Here is a 24,209-nt window from a genome sequence, read left to right on the forward strand (position 1 = left end):
AGCAATACCTCATATGTTTGCAAAATTCGTCCACCGTCACGGCAGCGCGTACAAACACGCCCGAAAAGAAGCCGATGCCAAGGCAGGCGCGCTTTATGCGGCGCTGAAAAGATCGCCCGAGCCGACGAGCACAGTGTCTTCTACGCCGGCTTCAACGGAGCACTGCGATCTTCAGGACGCCAGGGAGCAAACCATGTTCAACGATTCAAAGCATGGCTTCGACGCCGCCAAAACCGAGTACGAAGCGTTCATGCTCAAGCCGCACGACTGGGTACCGAATAATCGCCACCTGCCCGTCGTGATCTACCGGCGCGCGCTCATGCCGGAGAGCGGCGACCTCGCGGCCGCCTTCGAAATCCTCTTCGAACGCAACGCGTGGCCGCCGCAATGGCGCGACGGCATCTTCGACTATCACCATTTCCACGCCACGGCGCACGAGATACTCGGCGTAACGGACGGCTCCGCGCAGGTGATCATCGGCGGTCCGGGTGGCAAAGTGGTGACGCTATCCGCCGGCGACGCGATCCTGCTGCCGGCCGGCACCGGCCACTGCCTGCAATCGTTCGCGCGGCATTTTCGGGTTGTCGCCGGCTATCCGGAGGGCCAACAGTGGGACATCCGCCGCGAAGCGCTTACGCCGGACGAACTGGCGGCCATGGAGGCGTTGCCTTTTCCGCCGCTGGATCCGATCGACGGCAAGCATGGTCCTCTGGTCGAGCATTGGCTGCGCGCGGCTTGATGCTGGCGCACGCCGTTTCATTTTGTGTGTCCGCGCCGGTCTGAGCGGGTTCGAATCGCAAGCCCGCTGAAAGATCCGCATCCCGCTGCAAGCCCGCCCGAATGCCGCGTGTAACGCTCCGTGCAGATTTGCGCGCATCGGCGCATCATCGTTGAGCCTCGCAGCGGTTCCTCATGCGTTCTTCCACGTAACACGGTTCGCCGGGTGCGCCGACACGGTGCGTTCCGGCTTTATCTTCAACCGCCGAACAAGGAGTGTCCCATGCAAAACGATCCCGCCCTCGATCAGCTGTGTATCAACACGATCCGCACGCTGTCGATGGACGCTGTGCAAAAGGCCAATTCCGGTCACCCCGGCACGCCGATGGCACTGGCACCCGTGGCCTATCATCTGTGGCAAAACCATCTTGTGTACGATCCCGACGAGCCGTTGTGGCCGAACCGCGATCGCTTCGTGCTCTCGGTGGGGCATGCGTCGATGCTGCTGTATTCGCTGCTGCATCTGGCCAGCGTGAAAGCGGTGGATGACGACGGCAAGCCGACCGCCAGGCCCGCCGTCTCGCTCGACGACATCGAGCATTTCCGCCAGATCGGCAGCAACACGCCGGGGCACCCCGAATACCGCATGACCACCGGCGTCGAGACCACCACCGGCCCGCTCGGCCAGGGACTCGGCAACAGCGTCGGCATGGCGATGGCGGGGCGCTGGTGCGAGAGCCACTTCAACAAGCCGGATGCGCCGCTCTTCGACCATCGCGTCTACGCGCTATGCGGCGACGGCGACATGATGGAAGGCATCTCGCACGAAGCGGCATCGCTCGCCGGGCATCTGAAACTGTCCAATCTGATCTGGATCTACGACAGCAACCGCGTGACGATCGAGGGCCACACGGACCTCGCGTACAGCGACGACGTGGAAAGCCGGTTCCGCGGCTACAACTGGCACACACTGCGCGTGAACGACGCCAACGACGCCGCCGCGCTCGAAGCCGCTTTCGTCGAGGCAAAGAGCATCACCGACAGGCCGACGCTGATCGTCGTGCATAGCATCATCGGCTGGGGCTCGCCGCACAAGCAGGACAGTTCGTCGGCGCATGGCGAAGCGCTCGGCGTCGAAGAAGTCGCGCTCACCAAGAAGGCGTATGGCTGGCCCGAGGATAAATTCTTCTATGTGCCGGACGGCGTGCACGAGCGCTTCGCGGCCGGCATCGGCGCGCGCGGCAAGGCGGCGCGCGAGGCATGGCAGGCGCAATACGACGCTTACAACAAGAAGTACCCGGAACTCGCGCGTGAATTCGCGCAGATGGAAGCACACGAATTGCCGGCGGGCTGGGACAGCGACATCCCCACGTTCGATGCCGACCCGAAGGGCGTCGCGTCACGCGATTCGTCGGGCAAGGTGCTCAACGCGATTGCCGCGCGCGTACCGTGGATGATCGGCGGCGCGGCCGATCTCTCGCCGTCCACCAAAACCAATCTGAAATTCGAGGGCGCGGGCAGCTTCGAGCACGATAGCTACGGCGGCTGCAATCTGCACTTCGGCATCCGCGAACATGCGATGGGCGCGGCGGTAAACGGCCTCGCGTTGTCGAATCTGCGGCCGTTCGGCTCCACGTTCCTGATTTTCAGCGACTACATGAAGCCGCCGATCCGCCTCTCGGCCATCATGGAAGTCCCGTCCATCTTCGTGTTCACGCACGATTCGATCGGCGTGGGCGAAGACGGTCCGACCCATCAGCCGATCGAGCAACTGGCCTCGCTGCGCGGCGTGCCGGGCCTCACCGTGCTGCGTCCGGGCGATGCCAACGAAGTCGCCGAGGCCTGGCGTGTGGCGCTGACCGATCCGCGGCGGCCGTCGTGCATCGTGGTGTCGCGTCAGGCGTTGCCCACCTTGGACCGCAGCCGCTATGCCGCCGCCAGCGGCACGCAGAAGGGCGCTTATGTGCTCGCCGATGCAGCCGATGGACAGAAGCCGCAAGTGATCCTGATGGCGACGGGCAGCGAACTCTCGGTGTGCGTCGACGTGTACGAAAAGCTCAAAGGAGAGGGGATCGCGGCGCGTGTGGTGTCGATGCCGTCGTGGGACATCTTCGAGCGCCAGGACGAGGCGTATCAGGAATCGGTGTTGCCGTCGGACGTCGACGCGCGCGTCGCCGTCGAACAGGCTGCCTCGCTTGGCTGGGACCGCTATGTGGGCCGTCTCGGCGCGCAGGTGGTGATGCATACGTTCGGCGCATCCGCGCCGCTCGCCGATCTGAAGAAGAAGTTCGGCTTCACGCCGGAGCATGTGTATGAAGCGGCGAAGCAGCAGATCGAGCGGGTGAAGTCGAAGACCAGTCAGGAATAAAAGGTACGGAAAGGTGCGCAATGAGAAACCGGTGGTTCGATGAGAGCCGCCGGTTTTTTATGGCACGCGGCGAATCCGCAAATCCCTAAGCCGCTGCTATCGCACGATCAATTCGCCGGAATCGTCACCACCGGCGCCTTGCTGCTGGTATCGGCTTCAGCCAGCGCCATCAGATTCTGCACGACCGTAAAGGCATATTTCGAGTCGAAGTCGTTGCGATCGACCCAGTACGTCGACGGTCCATACGCGATCATCACGTAGGCGTTCTCTGGCGGTGTCTTGCCCGAATGCACGATGATGGTCGGCCGCGTCTCGCCGCCGATCAGGCCGACGGTCGGTTTGGTCGAGCCGTCGCTGATGCGCTCGACGGGCACCTGCACCTGGGCGCCCAGGTCGGAGAGGATGCCGAGCACCGAGCGTGTCACCATCGGAATCCGGTCGCCCTTTTGCGATGCCGAGGACGGCCCATAGACGATCTCATAGGTACGTGTATTCGACGACAGATGCAGCAGTTTGCGCACGCGGGCGAGATCGGCCGCCGTGGCCGGCGACTCGCCGCTGGTGGTGGCGCCCATCACCAGATACACGCCCATCGCGCCGCTTTTGCCGTCCGTCTGACGCGACTCGACGTTCAGTTCGCCGGCCAGTTGCAGACGTCGCAAGGCTCGCAGCAATTCGAAGAACCCCGGCGCGCCCGCGCTGTTTTCGCCGCCGAGCGCATTGCCGTTCTGCAAGCCGCCCACTGATTGCGCGGTGATGCGCAACAGCAGATCGATCGGAATGCCGCCTTCGGCAAGCGGTAAAACAAGCGACGGCGCCAGCGGGCGAATGTACGCCGAGGCGAAGGCTTCGCCCGTGGTCGGTGTGAAGGTGAACGTGGGGTGATTCGAATAGGACACGCCGCTTGTGGCGAGCGCGTAGTTTGGCTGACTGCCCGAGCCGACGTTGACCGTAGCGCCCGCGGTGGCATCGAACGTATAGGCGGCGATGATGCTGCTGACCGTCAGGAACGCGGGCGCGTCGCCGTAACGCAACCCGACCACGGCGGCCAGAATCTCGCGTTTCTTCGCATCGCCGAGAGCGCGCGCATAGTCGACCTGGTCGGCTTTGAGGCGCGATGGTCCGATATGCACGCAGGCGGAAGTAAGGCAGGCCGCGCACAATGCCGCGGCAACAGAAGCGGTTCTGATCATGAGAACGGGAAGAGCGGTGCGTTATCCGCTGAAGAATGGGCTCGCAACGGCGGCAGCAGGTCCTATTCCCGAATTGCGGCGCATGGGCGCTTTTTACTGTTTCATCCTATGAATAGCGGCCTTTTCTAGAAGACGGTGATTCACTGAGGTGCGCAGGATTTGCGATTGTTTTGCAAGATTTGCAGAAAACGCGCCCTTGGTCGCCTGGCTTACGCGGAACCGTCCAGCGCATTTGTGGGCGTGTCCGCCGAAACCTCGCGCGTTCCGTCTAGTGTGTTGCGATAGGCGCGCGATTGCATTTCGGCGAGCCGGCTCAGCGTGCGCGACAAATCGTGCGCGCCTTCCAGACCGCTGAGCGCGGTCTCGATCGGTTCATCGGACGCGATGAACAGCGCACGCTTGCGGTCGTAGAAAATATCGACCAGCCAGACAAGCCGCTGCAGCGTGTGAGATTTAGCCAGCCACCCGGTGCGCAGATTGTCGAGAATCAGCCCATGCCATTGCTCGGCGAGATCCAGATAGTCCAGATGCGAGCGGCTCGCCACGCACAGATTCTCGAAGTCCGCCCATAGCAAGGCCGCGCCCGCCGCGCGTGCGGCGAGTGGGCGGCCCGCCGCGCTCACCGTGACCGGTTCCAGCGTTTCGCTGCCTTCGTAGCGCACGAAAATCCGCAGCAAGGTTTCGCCGGTAGTCGCATCGAGCGGCGCGAAGAAATGCGGCACTTGCGCTTCTTCGCCGCCGAAACGGTAGTCGCGCGCGCCGTCGAAATGAATCACGGTGAAGCAACGTTTGATCTGCTCGATGGTCGGCAGAAAACGCTCGTGAAACTCCGGGTCGGACAGCAGGCCCTCCGGCGCGTAGTTCGAGGTGAGGACGATGCGTGTGCCGAGACCGATTGCGGTATCGAGAAAGCGGCCCATCAGGAATGCATCGGCGATATCGTGCACGTGGAATTCGTCGAAGCACAGCAACTCGATACCGTCGAGCCATTGCCGCGACACCGAGCCGAGGCGGTCGTCGCCGCGCGGCTCGCTCACGAGCCGCCGGTTCATCTCACGCAAAAATTCGTGGAAGTGCAGACGCCGCTTGCGGCAGGTCGCCAACTCGAACACGGTATCGACCACCAGACTCTTGCCACGCCCAGGCAGCCCGTAGCAATACACGCCTTGATGCGGCGGTGTCTCGCCGGATCGCGCGCGGCGGGCGTTCGCAGCGAGCAAGGCGACGAGCGCGGCAATCGCTTCGCGCTGGCTCGCGTCGGGCACGATGCCGCGCGCGGCGAGGGCGCGTGTGACCTGAGCGTCGTCAAGCATGGGCAGGCGTGCCAACGCGTGACGAAACGGTTTCGCAAGAGAGGACGGCGAATGCGGAAGCGGTGTCGATGGACATAAAGGGCGGGCGGCGGGCGGAAATCGCGTCAGTTTATCAAGGCGCGTTCGTCGCTCATACCCGCTGCCGGCTCAACACCCGCTGCAACTCGCCTGGATCGACCGGCTTCGTGAAGTGGTGATCGAAGCCCGCGGCGAGAGCCGTCTGCTTGTCCTGCTGCTGGCCCCAGCCGGTAACGGCGATCAGCACTATGCCGGCTTCCGGGTAATCCTGGCGAATCCGCCGCGCCACTTCATAGCCGTTCAGTCGCGGCAAGCCGATGTCGAGAATCACCGCCTGCGGTTCGAACGCGCCGATCAGTTCGAGACCGGCGATACCGTCGCCAGCCGTGCGCACTTCGTGGCCTTCGAGTTCGAGCACCATTGCGAGGCTGTCGGCGGCGTCCGCATTGTCGTCGACGATCACGACACGCAGGCCGCCCGAGTGCGGCGCCTCGACCGGCGCGATGTCGGACGGCACCGACGCGGTTTTCGTCACCGGCAGCCGGATTACGAATTCGCTGCCTTTGCCGGGACCGTCGCTAAAGGCCGCGACCGTGCCGCCATGCAGTTCCGCAAGGCCGCGCACCAGCGCGAGGCCGATACCGAGGCCGCCTTGCGAGCGGTCCAACGCGGGCGCGAGTTGCGAGAACATTTCGAACACGCTGTCCAGATGCTCGGATGGAATGCCGATGCCGGAATCGCGCACGACGATCACCGCTTCGTCGCCTTCGCGTTCCGCCGCGAGTGAAATGGTGCCGCCGGGCGGCGTGTACTTGGTGGCGTTGTTCAGCAGATTCAGGATCATTTGCGACAGGCGCGTGGGATCGGCGACCAGATAGAGCGGCTCGCGTGGCAGCGTCACGCTCAGATGATGCGACGAGGCCTGCACGGTCGGCCGCGCTGCTTCCGTAGCCGACTGCATCGCGCGCGCCAGTTCGAGCCGTTGCATGCGCAACTCGAGCTTGCCCTGAGTGATGCGCGAGACTTCCAGCAGATCGTCGACCAGATGTGTCATGTGTTGGAGTTGCCGGTCGAACACGTCGCGCGACCAGCTTAACTGCGGATCGGCGAACTCTTTCAGACGCAGAATTTCGAGCACGTTGCGCATCGGTGCGAGCGGATTGCGCAGTTCGTGCGCGAGCGTGGCGAGGAATTCGTCCTTGCGGCGATCGGCCTTCGAGAGTTCGAGGTTCAGCCGCGTGAGTTGCTGTTCGGCATGGCGGCGCCCGGTAATGTCGCGATTGATGCTGACCGCGCCGTAGACATCGCCGCGCGCGTTGGCGAGCGGCTTGATCACGGTTTCGCACACCCCGCGCGAGCCGTCGCGCCGAACGAACGGCAATTCGCCGCGCCACGTGCCTTCGGCGGCAAGTGCCGCGAGGGCTTCGCGGCGAATATTCAGCGCCTCTTCCGGCGGCAGGAAGAGCGCTACCGGCTTGCCGAGAATCTCACGCATGCGATAACCCAGCATGCGTTCGCCGCCCACGTTGAAGTCGGTGATATTGCCGCGCAGATCGGTGATCACGATCGCGTCGCTCAGGTGTTCGAAGATCGCCGCCTGGCGCAGCAGGACCGTCTGCGCTTCCTTGCGCTCGGTGATGTCGATGCCGAGGCCGTAGATCGTCGTCGGCTCGCCGTGGCGGTCGTAAGTGGCGCGCCCGCGGCCTTCCATCCAGCACCAGTCGCCGCTCGCATGCAGAAAGCGGAACTCGGCGACATAGTCGTCACCGCTTTCCACCGCGTGGTCCACCGCCTCGTTCAGCGCGATCAGATCGCCCGGATGAATCAGTTCGAAAAAGCCGCCGGGCGTGTTGGCAAAGCGGCCTTCGGCGTAGCCCGCGAGCGCTTCGAGTTCGCGGCTCCACCAGAACTTGCCCGACTTCGGCTCGTGTGACCACGCGCCCATGCGCGCGCCGCGCATGGCGAGACTCAGCACGTCGCGGCTTTCCTGCAACTCGCGCTGCGCGCGCTGATGCGCGGCCACGGAGGCCTCGGCATTGCGCCGCGCGAGCAGCAACTCCTGCTCGTACTTGTGACGGTCGGCGACGATCAGCACCGCCACTTCGAGGTAAGTCGCGTCGCCATGACGGCGGCGCACCGCGTTGAGCAGCATCGGCACCATGCGGCCGTCGCGATGCACCACGTTCAGCTTGACCTCGGCCACCGAACCCTGCATTTGCAGAAGCGGCGCCCAATGCGTCTGATAGAACACTTTGCCTCCAGCGGTCAGCAGATCCTGGATTTGCCTCGCCCCGGCGAGCTCCGCGGTCTCATAGCCGAGCCAGCCGCAGAAGGTCGCGTTCACGCGCAGGATGCGGCCGTCGGCATCGGTGACGAGCAGGCCGCAGGCGGCGTGCTCGAACAACGTGTCGGCTGAGGGCAGCGGGCGGTCCATGCTGTGCATCGTGCTACAGGCTCATCGGCCCGAGAAAGGCGTTCATCGCGTCCGCGCTCGCGCTCGGTGAGCTCAGATGCGGACAATGGCCGACGTTCTCGATGATATGCAGCGTGCTGCCGGGGATCATGCGGTGCAGGTATTCGCCGACCACGCAAGGCGCGATGATGTCGTCGCTGCATTGCAGAATCAGCGTGGGCGTGGTGGTGCGCGAGAGTATCGCGCGATGGTCGGAGAGGAACGTGACGCGCGCGAATTGCCGCGCGATCTCGGGATCGGTGCGGCAGAAACTGTTGGTCAGTTCGACGCCGAGTTCCGGCTGCTCCGGCGCGCCCATGATGGCCGGCGCCATGGTGCTCGACCAGCCGAGGTAGTTGCTTTCCAGCGTGCGCAGCAGATCTTCGATGTCTTCGCGCGAGAAGCCGCCGACGTAGTCGCCGTCGTTCACGTAACAGGGCGACGGGCCAACCATGATCAGAGCGGAGAAAAGCTCCGGCGCCTTGAGGCTCGCGATCAGGCCGATCATCGCGCTGACCGAGTGGCCGACGAACACCACCGGGCCCTCGGCAACTTCACGGATGATCTCGATCAGGTCGCTGGCGTAGCCATACAGCGAGTCGTACTTGTCGATGTCGTAGGCGCTCAGATCCGACGAGCCGCTGCCGACGTGATCGAAGACCACGGTCCGGTAATCGTCATGAAACGACGGTGCGAGTAAGCGCCACATGCTTTGATCGCAGCCGAAGCCGTGCGCCAGGACCATGGTCCGCTTGCCGTTGCCGGAAATATGTATGTTGTTGCGCTGGGTAATGCTCATTTTGGATCCTGAAGCCTGCCGGGTCGAAGCGGCGGTTATGCCAGGCGTGCGCCTCGGCCGGTATTCAACGGAATGTTACAGCAGTCTTGCCGCGAGACCTCGTTGCCGAGCCATAACGCGCATCGCGGCGAGCTCTCAACCGGTCTTGATGTCAGGCTGTGGCGCCTGAAGCGGCTCGAGCCCGAAGCGTTCGTATTGGGAAATCACCTGAGCCCCGAGCAGCAGCAAGGTCGCAAGCCATTCCAGGCTGAACAGGATGACGATGGCCATGGTTAGCGACCCATACACCACGCTGACCTGCGAGAGCGTAGCGAAGTACCAGACCAGTACGTGCCGCGTGATCTCCCACAGCACGGCGGCGACCACGCCGCCGAATAGCGCGTGTTTGAGCGAAGGGCGACCGACCGGCATCACCATATAGATCGAGGTCAGCACGAAGACCTCGCCCGCGAGGCCGAGCAGATACAACACGATGCGCGAGAGTCCCTGCAACGAAACATGCAGGCCGAACAGATCGATGCCTTCGGCGCCGATCGCTTCAAGCCCGCTCGACACGAAGGTGACGATCAGGATGCCGACGCCGAGACAGAGAATGTAGCAATACGGCAGCAACGCCGAGAGCAGGAAGTGCCGCCGCCGGACCACCACACGGTGGACGAAAATCAGCGACATCGCGTTCTCGAGCACGGTGAAGGCCAGCGAACTGAAGAAGATCATCGTCAGCAGCAAGACCCAGCCGATCACCGCGCGATGCGAGAGAAAATTGGCCAGCTCGCGCACCAGCGCGTTCGACTGGCCCGGCACCAGCCATTGCAACAGATGCGCGAGCGCCGCGAGCAATACATGCTGCGGCACGAAGCGCGACAGGGCGATCACGATCAGGATCATGAGCGGTACGATCGACAACAGCGCGTAATACGCGACCGCGCCCGCAAGCAGCAAGCCCTGGTTGGCGCGAAACGCCTTCAAGGTTTGCAGCGCGAATGCACCGGGATGTTTCGCCACATATAACGCGTGGTCGTCGATGATGGTTTGCATGGGACCTCACAGCGCGCGTGGCTGGCCTGCCGGACTGCTGGCTTTGCCGATGCGCTTGCCTTGTTGCTCATGCATACTCAAGCAAGAATGCAGCCACGCCGACATTGCCGTCTCTCTTGCTGTTTCTCTTTGGCATGCCGGGTCGCCAGCACATGCCAGGAATGCAGTTTGCTTGGCGGCTGTATCGAGGTTGCATCGACCTGCTGCAATACGCGCGCTTTTCATCGGAACCACCATTGACTATAGCCTCTGACGAAGCAGATCTCGCGGACCTCGTGGTGGCACGGCCGGAGGGTTTGTATTGTCCGCCTGGCGACTTCTATATCGATCCGTGGCGTCCCGTCGAACGGGCGGTGATCACGCATGCACATTCCGACCACGCGCGCTTCGGGCATCGGCACTACCTCGCGTCGCAAGCAGGGGCGGACGTACTGCTGTCGCGTTTGCCCGGCATATCACTGCAAACCCTGCCGTATGGCGAGCGCATCGATATCAACGGCACGACCGTGTCGCTGCATCCCGCAGGGCACGTGCTCGGCTCGGCGCAAGTGCGGATCGAACATCGTGGTCGCGTGTGGGTCGCCTCGGGCGACTACAAGCTCGACCCCGACCCGACCTGCGATGCCTTCGAGCCGGTGCGCTGCGACACCTTCATAACCGAGTCGACCTTCGGCCTGCCGATCTATCGGTGGGACGCGCCGCAATCCGTATTCGATGGCGTCGATTCGTGGTGGCGACATAACGCGGCCGAAGGACGCGCGTCCGTGCTGTTCTGCTATTCGTTCGGTAAGGCGCAGCGCGTGCTCGCGAGTGTCGATGCCGGCATTGGGCCGATTTTCTGTCACGGCGCCGTGGAGCCGCTCAATCGCGCGTATCGGGACGCCGGCGTGCATTTGCCGCCGGTGCGGCCTGTCAGCGAGATACCGGTCAAGGACAAGGCGGCGTTCCGCCAGGCATTGATCGTGGCGCCGCCGTCCGCACAGGGCAGCGCATGGCTCAAGCGCTTCGGCGACTATAGCGATGCGTTCGCGTCGGGCTGGATGCGTCTGCGTGGCGCGCGCCGCAGGCGCGGTGTCGACCGTGGCTTCGTACTGTCGGATCACGCCGATTGGCCGAGCCTGCAAACCGCCATTCAGGCGACGGGCGCCCAACGCGTGATCGTCACGCACGGTTCGGTCGAGCCGATGGTGCGCTGGTTGCGCGAGCAAGGCCTCGAGGCGGGCGCGTTTGAAACGCAATATGGCGACGATACGGTCGAGGCCGATGCCGCGGGTGCGGATGAAACCGCCGCGACTGGCAGCGTGCCGCTCGAGTTCGATCAGGCCGCCGGGCGCGATGCGTCCACGGATGACACGGCCAACGCGGCCAACCCGTCGAGCCGCGCATGAAACGCTTCGCGGCCCTCTACACCGCGCTCGACGCGACCACGTCCACGCACGACAAACTCGAAGCGCTTACCAGCTACTTCGCCGTGGCCGAACCGGAAGACGCAGCGTGGGCGTCGTATTTTCTCGCCGGCGGCAAACCGCGCCAATCGGTGCCGACGCGTCTACTGACCGAGATCGCCCGCGAGCGTGCCGGCCTGCCCGCGTGGTTATTCGAGGAGTCTTATCACGCAGTGGGCGATCTGGCCGAAACCATCGCCCATATCCTGCCGCCCGCGCAACGCAGTTCGGAACTGGGTCTCACGCAATGGATCGAGCAACGCGTGCTCACTTTGCGTGGCGTGGCGCCGGAAGAGCTGCGTACGCGTTTGCTCAGCTACTGGGACGAACTCGACTGGGGCGGGCGTTTCCTGCTGACCAAACTGATCGGCGGCGGGTTTCGGGTGGGCGTTGCGCGGCAACTGGTGGTGAGGGCGCTGGCGGAAGTCGCGGGCGTCGATCATAAACGGATCGCGCAACGCATGGTCGGTTGGACCGACTCGCAACAAAAACCCGATGCCCCGCGCTATCTGCGTTTGATCGCACCGGAAGCGACAGGCGACGAAACGCAAACCGGCGACCATCCGCATGAGAGCGACCTCGGCCTGCCGTATCCATTCTTTCTCGCGCATCCATTGCAAGCCGATCCGGCAACGCTCGGCGATCCATCGCAATGGCAGATCGAATGGAAGTGGGACGGCATTCGCGCGCAACTCGTCAAACGTGGTGGGCGTGTCTGGTTATGGTCACGCGGCGAGGATCTGATCACGGATCGATTTCCCGAAGTGGCGGCGTTGGGCGAAGCCTTGCCGGATGGTTTCGTGGTCGACGGAGAGATTCTCGCGTGGGAACCCGGCGACATGGCGCCATTACCGTTCGCGCGCCTGCAACCGCGCATTGCCCGCAAAACGCTGACTAAAAAAATCCTCGCCGATTCGCCGGCCACGCTGCTTGCCTACGATCTGCTCGAAGCGCACGGCCAGGACCTGCGCATGACGCCGCTCATCGAGCGGCGCGCGCAACTGGAAGCGCTGGCCGTTTCAATCGAAGGCACACTCGCGCAAGATCTGCTGCGCGTATCGCCACAAGTTCATGCAGCGGACTGGCAGGCGCTTGCTGCGTTACGTGACGAGAGCCGTGCGCGTGGCGTGGAAGGGCTCATGGTCAAGCAACGCGAATCGATGTACGGCGTGGGCCGCACGAAAGCCTCCGGCACATGGTGGAAATGGAAGATCGATCCGTATGCTGTCGATGCGGTGCTGCTCTACGCACAACGCGGCCACGGCCGCCGTGCGAGTCTCTATACGGATTTCACCTTCGCGGTGTGGGACGAAGCGAATGGCGTACGCACATTGGTGCCCTTCGCGAAGGCTTATTCCGGTCTAACCGACGAAGAAATGCGTCAGGTGGACGCGATCGTGCGCAAGACCACGATCGAAAAGTTCGGCCCCGTGCGCAGCGTCACACCCACACTGGTCTTCGAAATCGGCTTCGAAGGCATTCAGGCGAGTCCCCGTCATAAGTCGGGCGTGGCGGTGCGTTTTCCACGCATGCTGCGCTGGCGGACCGATAAACACATCGACGACGCCGATACGCTGGCAATGCTAAAGGGCTTCATCGACGATCGTGCGGGATAACCCGCTGAGTACAAATCCCTAAAAAGGTGCAGGGTTTTTAGCCAGCGGCATTTTATTGCCTGAGCTAAGGTGATGAGGTGAGGGCGTACGCTGCGAACGCGCACGCAACCGGAAGGCCATCGTCTGGCGAACGATGAGTTTTGTCCGCGTGACAGGAGCGAATCTTGCGCGCAGGTTCCGAAGTGCCCGCGAGTGGCACGCGCAAAAAGCCAAGGAGAGAATGGTGACGTTCGACGACCGGATGGACGATAACGAAGACGTCGTGGTGTGGCGGCCTATCCAGTACGCGATGGCATCGCACCGGCGTGTCCTCGTGGTGGACGACTACCGGGAAGCGGCAGAAGCACTGCAAATGTTGCTGGTTGCCGACGGCTTCGAGTGCCGCGCGCTCGAGGATCCATTTGCCGTCTGCGAGATGGCGCGTGAATGGCAGCCATTCGCGGTGGTGCTGGACATCAAGATGCCGGGCCTGGATGGCCTTGAACTGGCCCGGCGCCTGCGCGCCCATCCTTCGACTTCGCATATGTTGCTGGTGGCGTGTACAGCGTTTGCCTCACGCGACGACCGGGTACGTGCGAAAGCCGCTGGTTTCGATGCGCACTGTGCGAAACCGCTGACGCCCGAGCGTCTGTTGCGGGTGCTCGAATCGGCGGCGGCGCTGCACGCGGCCGGCCCGTCGTAAAGGTGCGGGCGGTTTGAAAGAAATTCTCCATGCAGCAATAGTGGAATTCGCGGCAGACTGAAGCAGACGCACAGTGTTGAGGGCATGACTTCAATTACTGTTTTGCTGAATCGAGCGCTAAACGGCACGCAGATTATTTAGGTAAATTGAATATATCGTCGTGCCGAACAGATTTGCCGATCATATTGCGGACGCCAGCGCGATAAACCAGTCTGCAAGGCTAGTCCCTTGCAGCTGGTCAATGGAATCAGGACCCTCGATCAGTCCGGCGCGTACTTGAATTCTGGTAGCGCCTCGAGCGATTTTTTGGTGGCTTCGGGCAGCACCACACGGCGGTTATTGATCTGCAGATCGTTGAACGGCACAGCAACCAGATGTTTGCCCATGCCGAGGAATCCCCCTACCGACAGGATCGCGTAAGTGCTGCGATCGCCGCTCGGCGAGACGATCAGATCGTCCAATGTGCCGATCGTATCCTTGGTCTTGTTATAGACATCGGCGCCACTCAACTTCGACGCGCGGTAGCCGCTTGCGAGTTGCACCACGTCCGTACGCTTTTCGGTAATCGCCTGAGGCGCGCCCTGAGCGTACGCATGGCCATAAGAGGCCAGCGTGGCGAGGAGCAGGGCGGTGGCGGCCAGCGGCTTGAGCTGTATTCGTTGCATGATGATTTTCTCCCTGATGACATGTGCAGCGCTTCTTATGCCGCGCCGCTTCACTGAGTCAGCCTTCACCATGCCGGCTGCAAGAGTTGTGCCGCGGCACGCAAATACTCTGGCCAGTTCTCCCAGGTCCGGAATTTGCTAGATCAGCGGGATTGCCGTTTAAAGCTCCGAACGCGCATTCCATGCGGACGGAGACTCCTGCATAGACTGATCCACCCTTAAACTAAAACACGCGCGCCAGCGCTCTCTTGCTTCCACAGGAACCACTATGTCATTCCAGGCCAACTACTCGACGCGCATCGCGGAAGGCACCCCTTTTCCGCTCGGCGCGACATGGAACGGAAGCGGTGTCAACTTCGCGCTGTTCTCGGCGCACGCCACCAAGGTCGAACTGTGTCTTTTCGATGAGACGGGCGAAAACGAAATCGAACGCATCGAACTGCCGGAATATACAGACGAAGTTTGGCACGTGTTCGTGCCGAACCTCAAACCGGGCGCGGTATACGGCTATCGCGTGCATGGACCTTATGAACCCGAGAAGGGCCATCGCTTCAATCCGAACAAGCTGCTGCTCGATCCGTATGCGAAGGCGCATATCGGCGAGCTCAAATGGGCGCCGGAAATCTTCGGCTATACGCTCGATTCCGAAGAGGGCGACCTGTCTTTCGACGAGCGCGACAGCGCACCCTTCGTGCCCAAGTGCAAGGTGGTCGACGCCAATTTTTCGTGGAGTCATCCCGAGCGCAATGCACTGCCATGGGAGCGCGTGATTTTTTATGAAGCCCATGTGCGCGGATTTACCAAACGGCATCCAGAAGTACCGGAAAACCTGCGCGGCACGTTCGCCGGACTCGGGCAACAGGTCGTGCTCGACTACATCAAGAACCTCGGCGTGACGTCGGTCGAACTCATGCCGGTCCAGACCTTCGTGAACGACAGTTATCTGCTCGATAAGGGCCTCACCAACTACTGGGGCTACAACACCATCGGTTTCTTCGCGGCCGATCCACGTTTTTTCGCGTCGTCGATCGACTCGGTGGGCGAGTTCAAGGAGATGGTTGACCGCTTTCACAACAGCAATCTCGAAGTCATTCTCGACGTGGTCTACAACCACACCGCGGAAGGCAACGAGCGCGGCCCGACGATCTCGTTCAAGGGCATCGACAACGCGTCGTACTATCGCCTGATGCCCGACGAGCCGCGCTATTACATCAACGATACCGGCACTGGCAACACGCTGAACCTGTCGCATCCGCGCGTGCTGCAGATGGTGACCGACAGCCTGCGCTACTGGGTGACGGAAATGAAGGTGGACGGTTTCCGTTTCGATCTCGCCACGATTCTCGGCCGTGAACTGCACGGCTTCGACGAGGGCGGCGGTTTCCTCGACAGTTGCCGGCAGGACCCGGTGCTCTCGAGCGTGCGGCTGGTTGCCGAGCCGTGGGACTGCGGGCCAGGCGGCTATCAGGTCGGCGGCTTTCCGCCCGGCTGGGCCGAGTGGAACGACCGCTTTCGCGACACCGTGCGCGAATACTGGAAGGGCGATGAAGGCAAGGTCGCCGATCTCGCCAAGCGCCTCACCGGTTCGGGCGACAGGTTCAATCGCCGCGGGCGCCGCCCGTGGGCCAGCGTGAATTTCATCGCCGCGCACGACGGCTTCACGCTCAACGATCTGGTTTCATACAACGACAAACACAACGAAGCCAACGGCGAGGACAACAAGGACGGCCACTCGGACAACAAGTCCTGGAACATGGGTGTGGAAGGTCCGACCGACGACCCGGACATTCGTCAACAGCGCGAGCGTCAGAAACGCAATCTGCTGGCCACGTTGCTGCTCTCGCAAGGCACACCGATGATTCTCGCGGGCGACGAATTCGGCCGCACGCAGAAGGGTAACAACAACGCCTATTGCCAGGACAACGAGATCAGTTGGGTGGATTGGGAAGCCATCGACGACGACGGCCGCGCGCTCATTGAGTTCGTCAAGAATCTGACCACGCTGCGCCACCGTCTGCCGGTGTTGCGGCGTGGCCGCTTTATCATCGGCGAATACAACGAGGAGCTGGACGTGACCGACGCGCGTTGGCTCTCGCCGGACGGCACGGATCTCTCGCAAGAGCAGTGGGATGATCCTTCCATGCGCTGCTTCGGCCTCGTGATCGACGGCCGCGCGCAGGCGAGCGGCATTCGCCGGCCGGCCTCGGACGCGACCTTGCTGCTTGTGTTGAATGCGCATCACGATGTCGTCAACTTCACGCTGCCGGACGTTCCCGAAGGCGATCGCTGGACCTGCCTGCTCGACACCAACATGCCGGTGCGTTCCGAATTGCCGCTGTTCGGCGCCGGCGACGCGTATCAGGTGACGGGACGCTCACTCCTGCTGTTCGCCCTCGACGCACCGAACCGCGCGACGCAGCGTGTATTCGACCGCCTCGAAGAGCAGCTCACCACTGACGAAAGCGAACCCTCCGCCGGAGCCTGACGAACCCGGGCGTAAGCAGTCGAGCTCGCGCTGCCGGGTATAGCGCTTGCTCGATTGCAGGGAACTGCACGCAAGCCGCTGTTTTTGCAGCGGCCTGCGCGCAGTGCAGCCAATATCGGCCCACGCCAGGTTCAACCGAGGTGATCAAATGGGACAGGAACAAACCTCTCAAGAGGAACAGATTCGCATGCGCGCTTATTACCTGTGGGAGCAGGCTGACGATCCCAAGGGTACGCCCGACGAGTATTGGGATCAGGCACGCGCCGAGATAGAGAAAGAAGCGCCACCGATGGAAAGTGGGCCGGATTCCGGTGAGCCTTCGAAGTAAGTGCGCTATCGCGACGGGAGATGAGGTTGAAAGAGAGTGCGAGGCACGATGGCACGTCGCTACAGTCGACGTGCGCAACTCCCCTCGCACGTCTCGCCTGACAGGAACGGGAACCGAACACAACCGGACAGATTTGCGCAAATGAAGGACATCCCCGAACCGCGCGGCGTGAGGCCGGCCACTCATATTCGAGCGCCCGCCACGGCCTTCAGCCTCGACAGCCTGATCTCACTCGCGGTGGGCGTGACGGTGGTTGCTTGCCTTTACTTCGCGAGCGCCGTGCTGATCCCGATTACGCTCGCGATCCTGCTCAGCTTTCTCGTCGCGCCGCTCGCCAATGCGTTGATGCGTTTGCGGCTCGGGCACGTGGCGTCGGTGTTCGCCGCCGTGGTGATTTCGATATCGGTGATCGGGATGCTCGGGGCGGTGATCGCCACGCAACTGACCGATCTCGCGGCCGGCATGCCACGCTATCAGGCGACCATCGAGCAGAAGATGGAGACGGCGCACAGCCTGACCATCGGCAAACTGAACCGGTTTGCGAGTGCGGCAGGCCAGGCGCTGCAACGCGCGACGGTCGAGCCGCCGCAACCTGTGCCGCAGCATGGCCCGGCGTCTCGCGGCAATGCGCATTCCACAGCTAGCGAGCCCGCTGCCGTGCCCGTCGAAGTGCGCGAGCCGGTGCCCACGCCGTTCGAACTCGCGAGACGTGTGCTGTCGCCGGCGATCAGTCCGCTCGAAACGGCGTTTATCGTTTTCGTCGTGATGGTGGTGATCCTGTTGCAACGCGACGATCTGCGCGACCGCGCCATCCGTCTGTTCGGCTCGCGCGACCTGCACCGCACGACCACGGTGATGGACGAAGCCGCGCGGCGTTTGAGCCGTTACTTCGTTTCGCAACTTGGCCTGAACGCGGGCGTCGGCGTGATCATCGGCACGGGCCTGTTCCTGATCGGTGTGCCGAGTCCGATTCTGTGGGGCATTCTCGCGGCGCTGCTGCGGCTCGTGCCTTACGTCGGCATATGGATCTCAGCGACGCTGGCCACTGCGCTCGCCGCCGCCGTGAGTCCAGGCTGGGCGATGGCGATCTGGTCGCTGGCGCTATTCGTCAGCGTGGAAGTACTGGTGGGGCAGATCGTCGAGCCGCTGCTGTATGGACGCAGCACGGGGCTCTCGCCGTTCTCGGTCGTGGTGGCCGCGATTTTCTGGAGCTGGATCTGGGGGCCGATAGGCTTGATTCTGTCCACGCCGTTGACGCTTTGCCTGCTCGTGCTCGGCAGGCATGTGCGGCGCCTCGAGTTTCTCGACGTGCTGCTGGGCGACCAGCCTGCGCTCACGCCCGTGGAAAACTTTTATCAGCGTGCGTTGGCGGGCGACCCGGACGAAGCGATCGAGCAAGCGGAACTCCTGCTGCGCGAGCGCTCCTTGTCGTCGTACTACGACGAGGTCGCGATCAAGGGCCTGCAGCTCGCGGCCAACGACGTCGTGCGCGGCAGCGTCACGGCGACGCAGCTTGCGCGCATCGAGGCGACGACCAACGACCTCGTGGACGGTCTCGACGGTTATGACGACCGCGAGCCGCCTACCTCTGCCGCGGACGAAAACTGGAGTGCGGCAGGGCCGTTGGCGCCTTCAGCTTCCGACGCGTCCGATGTTGCACAACCTGAAGCAGCGAATCCACGGCCCGTTGCGCCAGGCAATTCGGGAGAAGCACGTGCCGCGAACCAGTCGCCGCTCGACGCGACGAGCCGCGTGCTGTGCATTCCCGGACGCGGCCCGCTCGACGCATTAGCGACCACTATCCTGTTGCAACTACTGGGCAAGCACGGGTTCACGTCGCGTGCGTTGCCGCATGAGGCCGCATCGCGCGCGTCGATCGATCAGCTCGACGCGGACGATGTCGGCATCGTCTGTATTCTCTACTTGCAGATCGACGGCATTCCGTCGCATTTGCGCTATCTGGTCAGACGCATTCGCGCACGTTTGCCGAACGTGTCGATCGTGGTCGGTTTGTGGGCGGCGGAGGATACGGACAAGTGGAGCGCGGATCTGCAAAGCGCAATGGGGGCGGAGTGTTATGCGAGCACGCTGCAGGAGATTCTCGCGGCTTGCCGGCGTGTCGACGCGGCGAAAAGCCGGACCGAGGAAGAACTACCCATCGTGGTCAATGGTTAAGTCGCCACGATTCCATTGAAAGTTGTTCTGTTACAGCACGTCTGCACGGTGCGTTACATCATTGAAAAACCGCCCGCCGGCAAAGCGGCAAGGCGGTTCATCTCCGCTTGACGCGGCTCATCGAGGTCTAATGCGCAGCCGGCTTCTTTGCAGACGACTTGTCCTTCGAAGCGGCGTCGTTGTCGGGGACGATCTTCGTGGTGCCGCCGGTGGAAGGCGGATCGCTCGCAGGAAAGCTGTCTTCGACTTCCTTGTCGATCTGCTTTTCGCTCTTGTCCGAGTGCGGGTGCTTTTCCTTGTGTTCTGTCATCGTGTTTCTCCTTCAGGTTACCGGTTGTTCATTTCGTGACGCACGAAGCGCCGCCGACGATTGCCAGCGCGTCCGCGCGCGACACACCGTTTCTCATTGCATCGATCAGCCGCGCGGTCTGCGCTTCGCGTTCGCAGGCGAGCACGGCGACCACCTTGTCGTCCTTCAAATACAGCGAGAGGAATTGCTGGCGATCGAGCTCGCCGTCTGTCACGATCTCGTCCCACTCGCCTGCATGGCCAAGATATTCGAAGTTCTTGCCGAAGTGATAGGTCCAGAAATACGGCACGCCGACATAGCGATAACGCGCGCCGCACATGTTTTGCGCGGCAATGCGCGCATGCTGCTGGGCGACGCGCCAATGTTCGATACGCACCGGTTCCTGATCTTCATGCAGCGGAAAGACGGCGATATCGCCCGCCGCGTAGAGACCGCACGCGGCCTGCATGCCCGCGTTGACGAGCACGCCGCCGTCTTTCTGCAACGGCAGGCCTTCGACGAAGCCGGTGGCCGGCGTAACTCCGGTGCCTAACAGCACGATGTCGGCGGCGACATGCTCACCGTTTTCGAGCATCACCTGATGCACGTTGCCTTCTTCGCCTTCGAGCGATGCGACCTTCGCTTCCAGATGGAACACCACGCCATTGCGCTCATGAAGCGCGCGGAACATCGCGCCCGCGCGCTCGCCGAACTGCTTGGCGAACGGCACTTTCTCCGGCGAAATGACGGTGACTGGCGTGCCGCGTTTGCGCAGCGCGGCAGCCGTTTCGAGTCCGATGAAGCTGCTGCCGAGAATGACGACCTGGGTCTCGCTGGCATCGTCGCCGACGGCGTCGACGAGCGCGGCGGCATCGTCGAGACTGCGCAGCACATGTACGCCGCCGAGTTCCACACCGGGAATGTGGGGAAGCTTCGGCACACTGCCGGTCGCAAGCAAGGCAGTGTCGTAAGTCAGCGCGTCGCCGCTTTCGAAATGAATCGTGCGGCCGGGCACATCGAGCCGCGCAACCTTCTGGACGATGCGTTCGACGTCATGCTGCTCGAGCCAGTCCGGCGCGAGAAGCGGCGGTACATCGGCGGGCGCCATTTCACCGGATGGGACGAATTTGCTCAGCGAAGTGCGGTCGTAGGGCGCATGCGGTTCACTGCCGACGAGCGTGATGCGGCCGCCAAAGTCAGACTCGCGAAGGGCCGCGCAGGCGGCGGCGCCTGCCGCGCCCGCGCCGATCACTACGTAATGCGGTTCTTTGGCCTTGGCGTTGCGCGCCGGCTGTGGGATTTTTTCCGGCGTGACCATCACGTCGTCGCCCGTCACCACCACCGGATAGCGATCGAGCCCGACCAGCGCGGGCGGTTCGAGCACGTTGCCGGTGGCCACGTCGAACGTCCCTTTGTGCCACGGACAGATGATCCGGCCGTGGCAGAGCGCGCCTTCTTCGAGCGGCGCACCCGCGTGCGGGCAATCGGCGGAATAGGCGTGCACGGTATCGCCATCGCGCACCAGCAGAATCTTTTCGTCGTTCACCACGACACGTTCAGCGCGGTCGGTTCGCAATTGCGAGAGCTGAGCGACGCATCGGGCAGTCGTAAGCATGGACGGTTCCTCGCGGTCGGTGGAGTGAGAAAGCAGAGCGGTGAGAAAGCACAGCGCAAAACAACGCAAGCAGCGCAGCGCGCCCGAGCACGCCGCAATGCAGCAAGCTTTCAGGTCGCAGAACCCCAATAGTTCAGCAATCCATGTGCCCACATGTGCGCACCGGCATAAGCGCGGTTTCCTCGCCTGGCGCACTATGGAGAACCGCTGAAGTGCGGTAAATTCCGGGAAAAGGAAATAGCGCACGAACATGCGGCGAGCCCGCCATGCCATGCGTTCCTGACCTGTGTTGACCTTTATGGAGATCGTGACCGTGCAACGTGCGGAACGTGCAGCAGTCGATTTCCCCATGCCGTCGCGCAATTTCGCGGCGACGCGGCGCATGCTGCTGATCGTCCTCGCCGTGTCGATTGTGTTTCCTCTGATCTGCCTTGCGGGCTACGGCTACTTCGACTACCAGCGCCGGATCGCCGATTCGAACGACGTGATCGACCGGCTCGCGCGCGTCGCCGAGGAACAGGCCGTCAAGGTGATGGATCTGAACCAGCAGATGTCCTCGCGCATCGTCGAACTGCTCGGCAATGACGACGACGCGCAGATCCGCGCGCGCGAAGCGATGCTGCACGACCGTCTGCACGGAATCGGCGGCGACTTTCCGCAGGTCTCGTCGATTTATCTGCTTGGCGCGCAAGGCGATCTGCTGGTGTCGAGCCGCACGTTTCCCGCGCCCGCCCTGTCGATCGCGCAGCGCGAGGACTTCACCAGCGCGAAAGCGTTGCGCCCACAGCCGTATTTTTCGCTGCCCATGTTCGGCCCGCTCTCGCAGACCAATGTGTTCACCACCGCGACCGGCCGCTCGGGCGCCAACGGCGAGTTCCTCGGCGTGGTCTCGGTGGCGTTGCGCAACGAGTACTTTTCGCGCTTCTATCGTGAGCTGACCAACGGCGATCCTTCGCTGGCGCTGGGCCTGTATCGCCAGGACGGCAGCTTGCTGGTGCGTTATCCGCCGTGGCCGGCGGGCGCTAACCCCAGTCCGCGAAGCAAATTCACGCAGGCGTTGCGCGACCGACAACTGTCCGGCCACGTCCGTCTGAATTCGACGGTGGACGGCGTGGAGCGTCTGCTGGCGTTTCGCCGCGTCGGCGACTATCCGCTCTATGTGATGAGCGCCTACGCCACTGCGTCGATCGGCGAAGCATGGCGGCAGCACTTCCTCATGATCGCGGCGCTCACGGCCGTACCCTGCATCGCCATCTGGCTGCTGGTGTTTTACTCGCTGCGTCAACTGGAAGGCGAGCGCCTCGCGTGGGAACGCTGGCAGGGCGAAGTGGCGATGCGTCTTTCCGCCGAAGCCTCGAGCCGGCAACTGCAGCGCATGGGCGCGCTCGGCAACCTCGTCGCCAACGTCGCGCACGATTTCAACAATCTGCTGATGGTCGTTTCCGCCAACACGGAGCTCGCGCGGCTCAAGCGTTTCAACAACGTCGAGAAAGAAGTGCTCGCGGTGGAGCGCGCCACCGCCAGCGCTGAATCGCTCACGCGGCGCCTGCTGAGCGTGGCGCGCAAGCAGCCGCTCAAACAGCAGCCGCTCGATCTCGCCACGTGGCTGCCCGCCGCCGCGCCACTGATCGACGCCGCGCTCGGCGACAACGTGGAGCTCGCCTTGAACATGGTCGAGAACGTCTGGCAGGTGCTGGCCGATCCGACCGACCTCGAATTCGCGATCATGAATCTGGCCGTCAACGCGCGCGACGCGATGCCGCGCGGCGGCCGCTTCGTGATTCGTTGCCAGAACAACCGGCTGGTCGGCAGCGACACCTTGCTGCCCGACGGCGAATACGTGCTGATCGCCTGTACCGACGACGGCGAGGGCATGCCCGAGGCCGTCGCGCGGCGCGCCTTCGAGCCGCTGTTCACGACCAAGCTGCGTGGCTCGGGCACCGGCCTCGGCCTTGCACAGGTGCTGTCCATGTGCGAACAGGCGGGCGGCACGGCGAAGATCGACAGCGTGCCGGGCAGCGGCACGACGGTGAGGTTGTATTTGCCGCGCTATCGCGACCGCCGGAAGACAGCGGTCGTGCAAGCCGAAACAGTGCCAGCGCCGGTGCCGGCGCCGAGCGGGGTCGTGCTGCTGGTGGAAGACAACGAAGAAGTCGCGGCAGGCGTGGCGGCGGTGCTGGAGACCTTCGGCTGCGAGGTGCGCCACGAGCCGACCGCCGACCAGGCGCTCGACGTCCTCACGGGCGGCGCACGCTTCGAACTGGTGCTGTCCGACATCCAGATGCCGGGCAAGCTCAACGGCATCGACCTCGCGGAGAAGGTGCGCAGCGCGTGGCCGTCGCAGAAGATCGCGTTGATGACCGGCTACGCGGACGAACTGGAACGCGCGCGCCGCCTGGGCGTGGCGATACTCGCCAAGCCATTCAACATCGACGAACTGCACGCACTCGTGGCGTGTGAACCGTAAGGTTCGCCATTCGCAGCGCGCGGCCCGGGATGTTCGAAGTGCTCCATGATTTGCGGCACACCCCTTGCTGAGAGAAAGACGAGGTATGCGTATTTGGCCGCACCGGCCGGCGCAACCCACTTCTTTTCGGACAGGAGAAAGTCATGAACTTCAGAACCAAGACTCGCAGCGCAATTCTCATCTCGGCCTTGCTCGCCGCTTCGTCGATGGCGATGGCGCAAGGCAGCGGTGGCGGTGGCGGCGGTCCGGCCGGCAACGACCCGAACGCGGGCACCAATGCCGGCGCGACGCGTGAAGGCGGCGACATGCAGGCATCCGGCGCGATGGCGCATTCGAAGTCGACCAAAAAGCATCACATGAAGTCGTCGAAAACGAAGCCGGCAACCGACTCGACCAATATGCCGGGCGCGGACGCGAGCAGCGATACGAAGGGGCAGTGATGCAGCCGTAGCCGGCGTTGCATGCCATTCACAGGTATAGCGCTTGCTGAAATTGACCGCATGCACGGTTGTCGAGCGCCGGTCCTGAAAGCCTCCGATGAATC

General features: G+C 63.1%; 18 protein-coding genes. 10 read left to right on the forward strand and 8 right to left on the reverse strand.

Annotation, left to right across the window (positions count from 1 at the left end):
* The first annotated feature begins 193 nt into the window (after nucleotides 1-193).
* Both PQR54_RS07800 and tkt read left to right on the forward strand, forming a co-directional pair.
* Nucleotides 194-739: a cupin domain-containing protein gene (locus tag PQR54_RS07800; protein ID WP_408244807.1), complete on the forward strand. Its 546-nt coding sequence runs from the start codon at nucleotides 194-196 to the stop codon at nucleotides 737-739.
* A gap of 261 nt (nucleotides 740-1,000) precedes the next feature.
* Nucleotides 1,001-3,085, forward strand: a complete 2,085-nt coding sequence (tkt, locus tag PQR54_RS07805) for a transketolase (RefSeq protein ID WP_408244808.1) — start codon at nucleotides 1,001-1,003, stop codon at nucleotides 3,083-3,085.
* Between the two features lie 107 nt (nucleotides 3,086-3,192).
* Here tkt and PQR54_RS07810 read toward each other — a convergent pair whose 3' ends face one another.
* The 5 genes from PQR54_RS07810 to PQR54_RS07830 all read right to left on the reverse strand — a co-directional run bounded on the left by PQR54_RS07810 (nucleotide 3,193) and on the right by PQR54_RS07830 (nucleotide 9,898).
* Nucleotides 3,193-4,278, reverse strand: coding sequence for a hypothetical protein (locus PQR54_RS07810; RefSeq protein WP_408244809.1), 1,086 nt, complete (start codon nucleotides 4,276-4,278; stop codon nucleotides 3,193-3,195).
* A gap of 209 nt (nucleotides 4,279-4,487) precedes the next feature.
* Nucleotides 4,488-5,591 (reverse strand): cell division protein ZapE, encoded by a 1,104-nt coding sequence (zapE, locus tag PQR54_RS07815; RefSeq protein ID WP_408244810.1) that lies wholly within the window; start codon nucleotides 5,589-5,591, stop codon nucleotides 4,488-4,490.
* 130 nt (nucleotides 5,592-5,721) lie between these two features.
* Entirely contained in the window at nucleotides 5,722-8,043 is a 2,322-nt protein-coding gene (locus PQR54_RS07820; RefSeq protein WP_408244811.1) for a hybrid sensor histidine kinase/response regulator, read from the reverse strand.
* A gap of 13 nt (nucleotides 8,044-8,056) precedes the next feature.
* Nucleotides 8,057-8,860 (reverse strand): alpha/beta fold hydrolase, encoded by an 804-nt coding sequence (locus PQR54_RS07825; protein WP_408244812.1) that lies wholly within the window; start codon nucleotides 8,858-8,860, stop codon nucleotides 8,057-8,059.
* Nucleotides 8,861-8,995: 135 nt separating this feature from the next.
* A complete protein-coding gene (locus PQR54_RS07830; protein WP_408244813.1) occupies nucleotides 8,996-9,898 on the reverse strand; it encodes a YihY/virulence factor BrkB family protein in 903 nt (300 codons plus the stop codon).
* Nucleotides 9,899-10,134: 236 nt separating this feature from the next.
* Between PQR54_RS07830 and PQR54_RS07835 the strand changes: the two genes are divergently transcribed.
* From PQR54_RS07835 to PQR54_RS07845, 3 genes are all read left to right on the forward strand, one after another.
* Nucleotides 10,135-11,286, forward strand: coding sequence for a ligase-associated DNA damage response exonuclease (locus PQR54_RS07835; protein ID WP_408244814.1), 1,152 nt, complete (start codon nucleotides 10,135-10,137; stop codon nucleotides 11,284-11,286).
* Complete coding sequence (locus tag PQR54_RS07840) at nucleotides 11,283-12,959, forward strand: ATP-dependent DNA ligase (protein WP_408244815.1); 1,677 nt, start codon at nucleotides 11,283-11,285, stop codon at nucleotides 12,957-12,959. The genes PQR54_RS07835 and PQR54_RS07840 overlap by 4 nt, the downstream gene beginning before the upstream one ends.
* 223 nt (nucleotides 12,960-13,182) lie before the next feature.
* A complete protein-coding gene (locus PQR54_RS07845; RefSeq protein ID WP_408245012.1) occupies nucleotides 13,183-13,641 on the forward strand; it encodes a response regulator in 459 nt (152 codons plus the stop codon).
* A gap of 260 nt (nucleotides 13,642-13,901) precedes the next feature.
* Here the strand turns inward: PQR54_RS07845 and PQR54_RS07850 are convergent, their stop codons facing one another.
* On the reverse strand, nucleotides 13,902-14,306 hold the full coding sequence (locus PQR54_RS07850; protein ID WP_408244816.1) for a PRC-barrel domain-containing protein: 405 nt from the start codon (nucleotides 14,304-14,306) through the stop codon (nucleotides 13,902-13,904).
* Between the two features lie 268 nt (nucleotides 14,307-14,574).
* On the opposite strand from PQR54_RS07850, the gene glgX reads away from it, so the two are divergent.
* The 3 genes from glgX to PQR54_RS07865 all read left to right on the forward strand — a co-directional run bounded on the left by glgX (nucleotide 14,575) and on the right by PQR54_RS07865 (nucleotide 19,294).
* Entirely contained in the window at nucleotides 14,575-16,791 is a 2,217-nt protein-coding gene (gene glgX / locus PQR54_RS07855) for a glycogen debranching protein GlgX (RefSeq protein ID WP_408244817.1), read from the forward strand.
* Between the two features lie 148 nt (nucleotides 16,792-16,939).
* Complete coding sequence (locus PQR54_RS07860) at nucleotides 16,940-17,119, forward strand: DUF2934 domain-containing protein (RefSeq protein WP_408244818.1); 180 nt, start codon at nucleotides 16,940-16,942, stop codon at nucleotides 17,117-17,119.
* A 141-nt stretch (nucleotides 17,120-17,260) separates the two neighbouring features.
* Nucleotides 17,261-19,294: an AI-2E family transporter gene (locus PQR54_RS07865; protein ID WP_408244819.1), complete on the forward strand. Its 2,034-nt coding sequence runs from the start codon at nucleotides 17,261-17,263 to the stop codon at nucleotides 19,292-19,294.
* Between the two features lie 127 nt (nucleotides 19,295-19,421).
* On the opposite strand, the gene PQR54_RS07870 is transcribed toward PQR54_RS07865, so the two are convergent.
* Nucleotides 19,422-19,604 (reverse strand): hypothetical protein, encoded by a 183-nt coding sequence (locus tag PQR54_RS07870; protein ID WP_408244820.1) that lies wholly within the window; start codon nucleotides 19,602-19,604, stop codon nucleotides 19,422-19,424.
* 28 nt (nucleotides 19,605-19,632) lie between these two features.
* Complete coding sequence (locus PQR54_RS07875; protein WP_408244821.1) at nucleotides 19,633-21,198, reverse strand: FAD-dependent oxidoreductase; 1,566 nt, start codon at nucleotides 21,196-21,198, stop codon at nucleotides 19,633-19,635.
* A gap of 313 nt (nucleotides 21,199-21,511) precedes the next feature.
* Between PQR54_RS07875 and PQR54_RS07880 the strand changes: the two genes are divergently transcribed.
* Together PQR54_RS07880 and PQR54_RS07885 are read left to right on the forward strand one after the other, a co-directional pair.
* The gene (locus PQR54_RS07880; protein ID WP_408245013.1) at nucleotides 21,512-23,665 is read left to right on the forward strand and encodes a hybrid sensor histidine kinase/response regulator family protein; all 2,154 of its coding nucleotides are present in this window, start codon (nucleotides 21,512-21,514) and stop codon (nucleotides 23,663-23,665) included.
* A gap of 143 nt (nucleotides 23,666-23,808) precedes the next feature.
* The gene (locus PQR54_RS07885) at nucleotides 23,809-24,105 is read left to right on the forward strand and encodes a hypothetical protein (RefSeq protein WP_408244822.1); all 297 of its coding nucleotides are present in this window, start codon (nucleotides 23,809-23,811) and stop codon (nucleotides 24,103-24,105) included.
* Nucleotides 24,106-24,209 lie beyond the last annotated feature (104 nt).

This window comes from Paraburkholderia phytofirmans (assembly GCF_046028095.1).
In the GTDB taxonomy this organism is placed as follows: domain Bacteria; phylum Pseudomonadota; class Gammaproteobacteria; order Burkholderiales; family Burkholderiaceae; genus Paraburkholderia; species Paraburkholderia phytofirmans_A.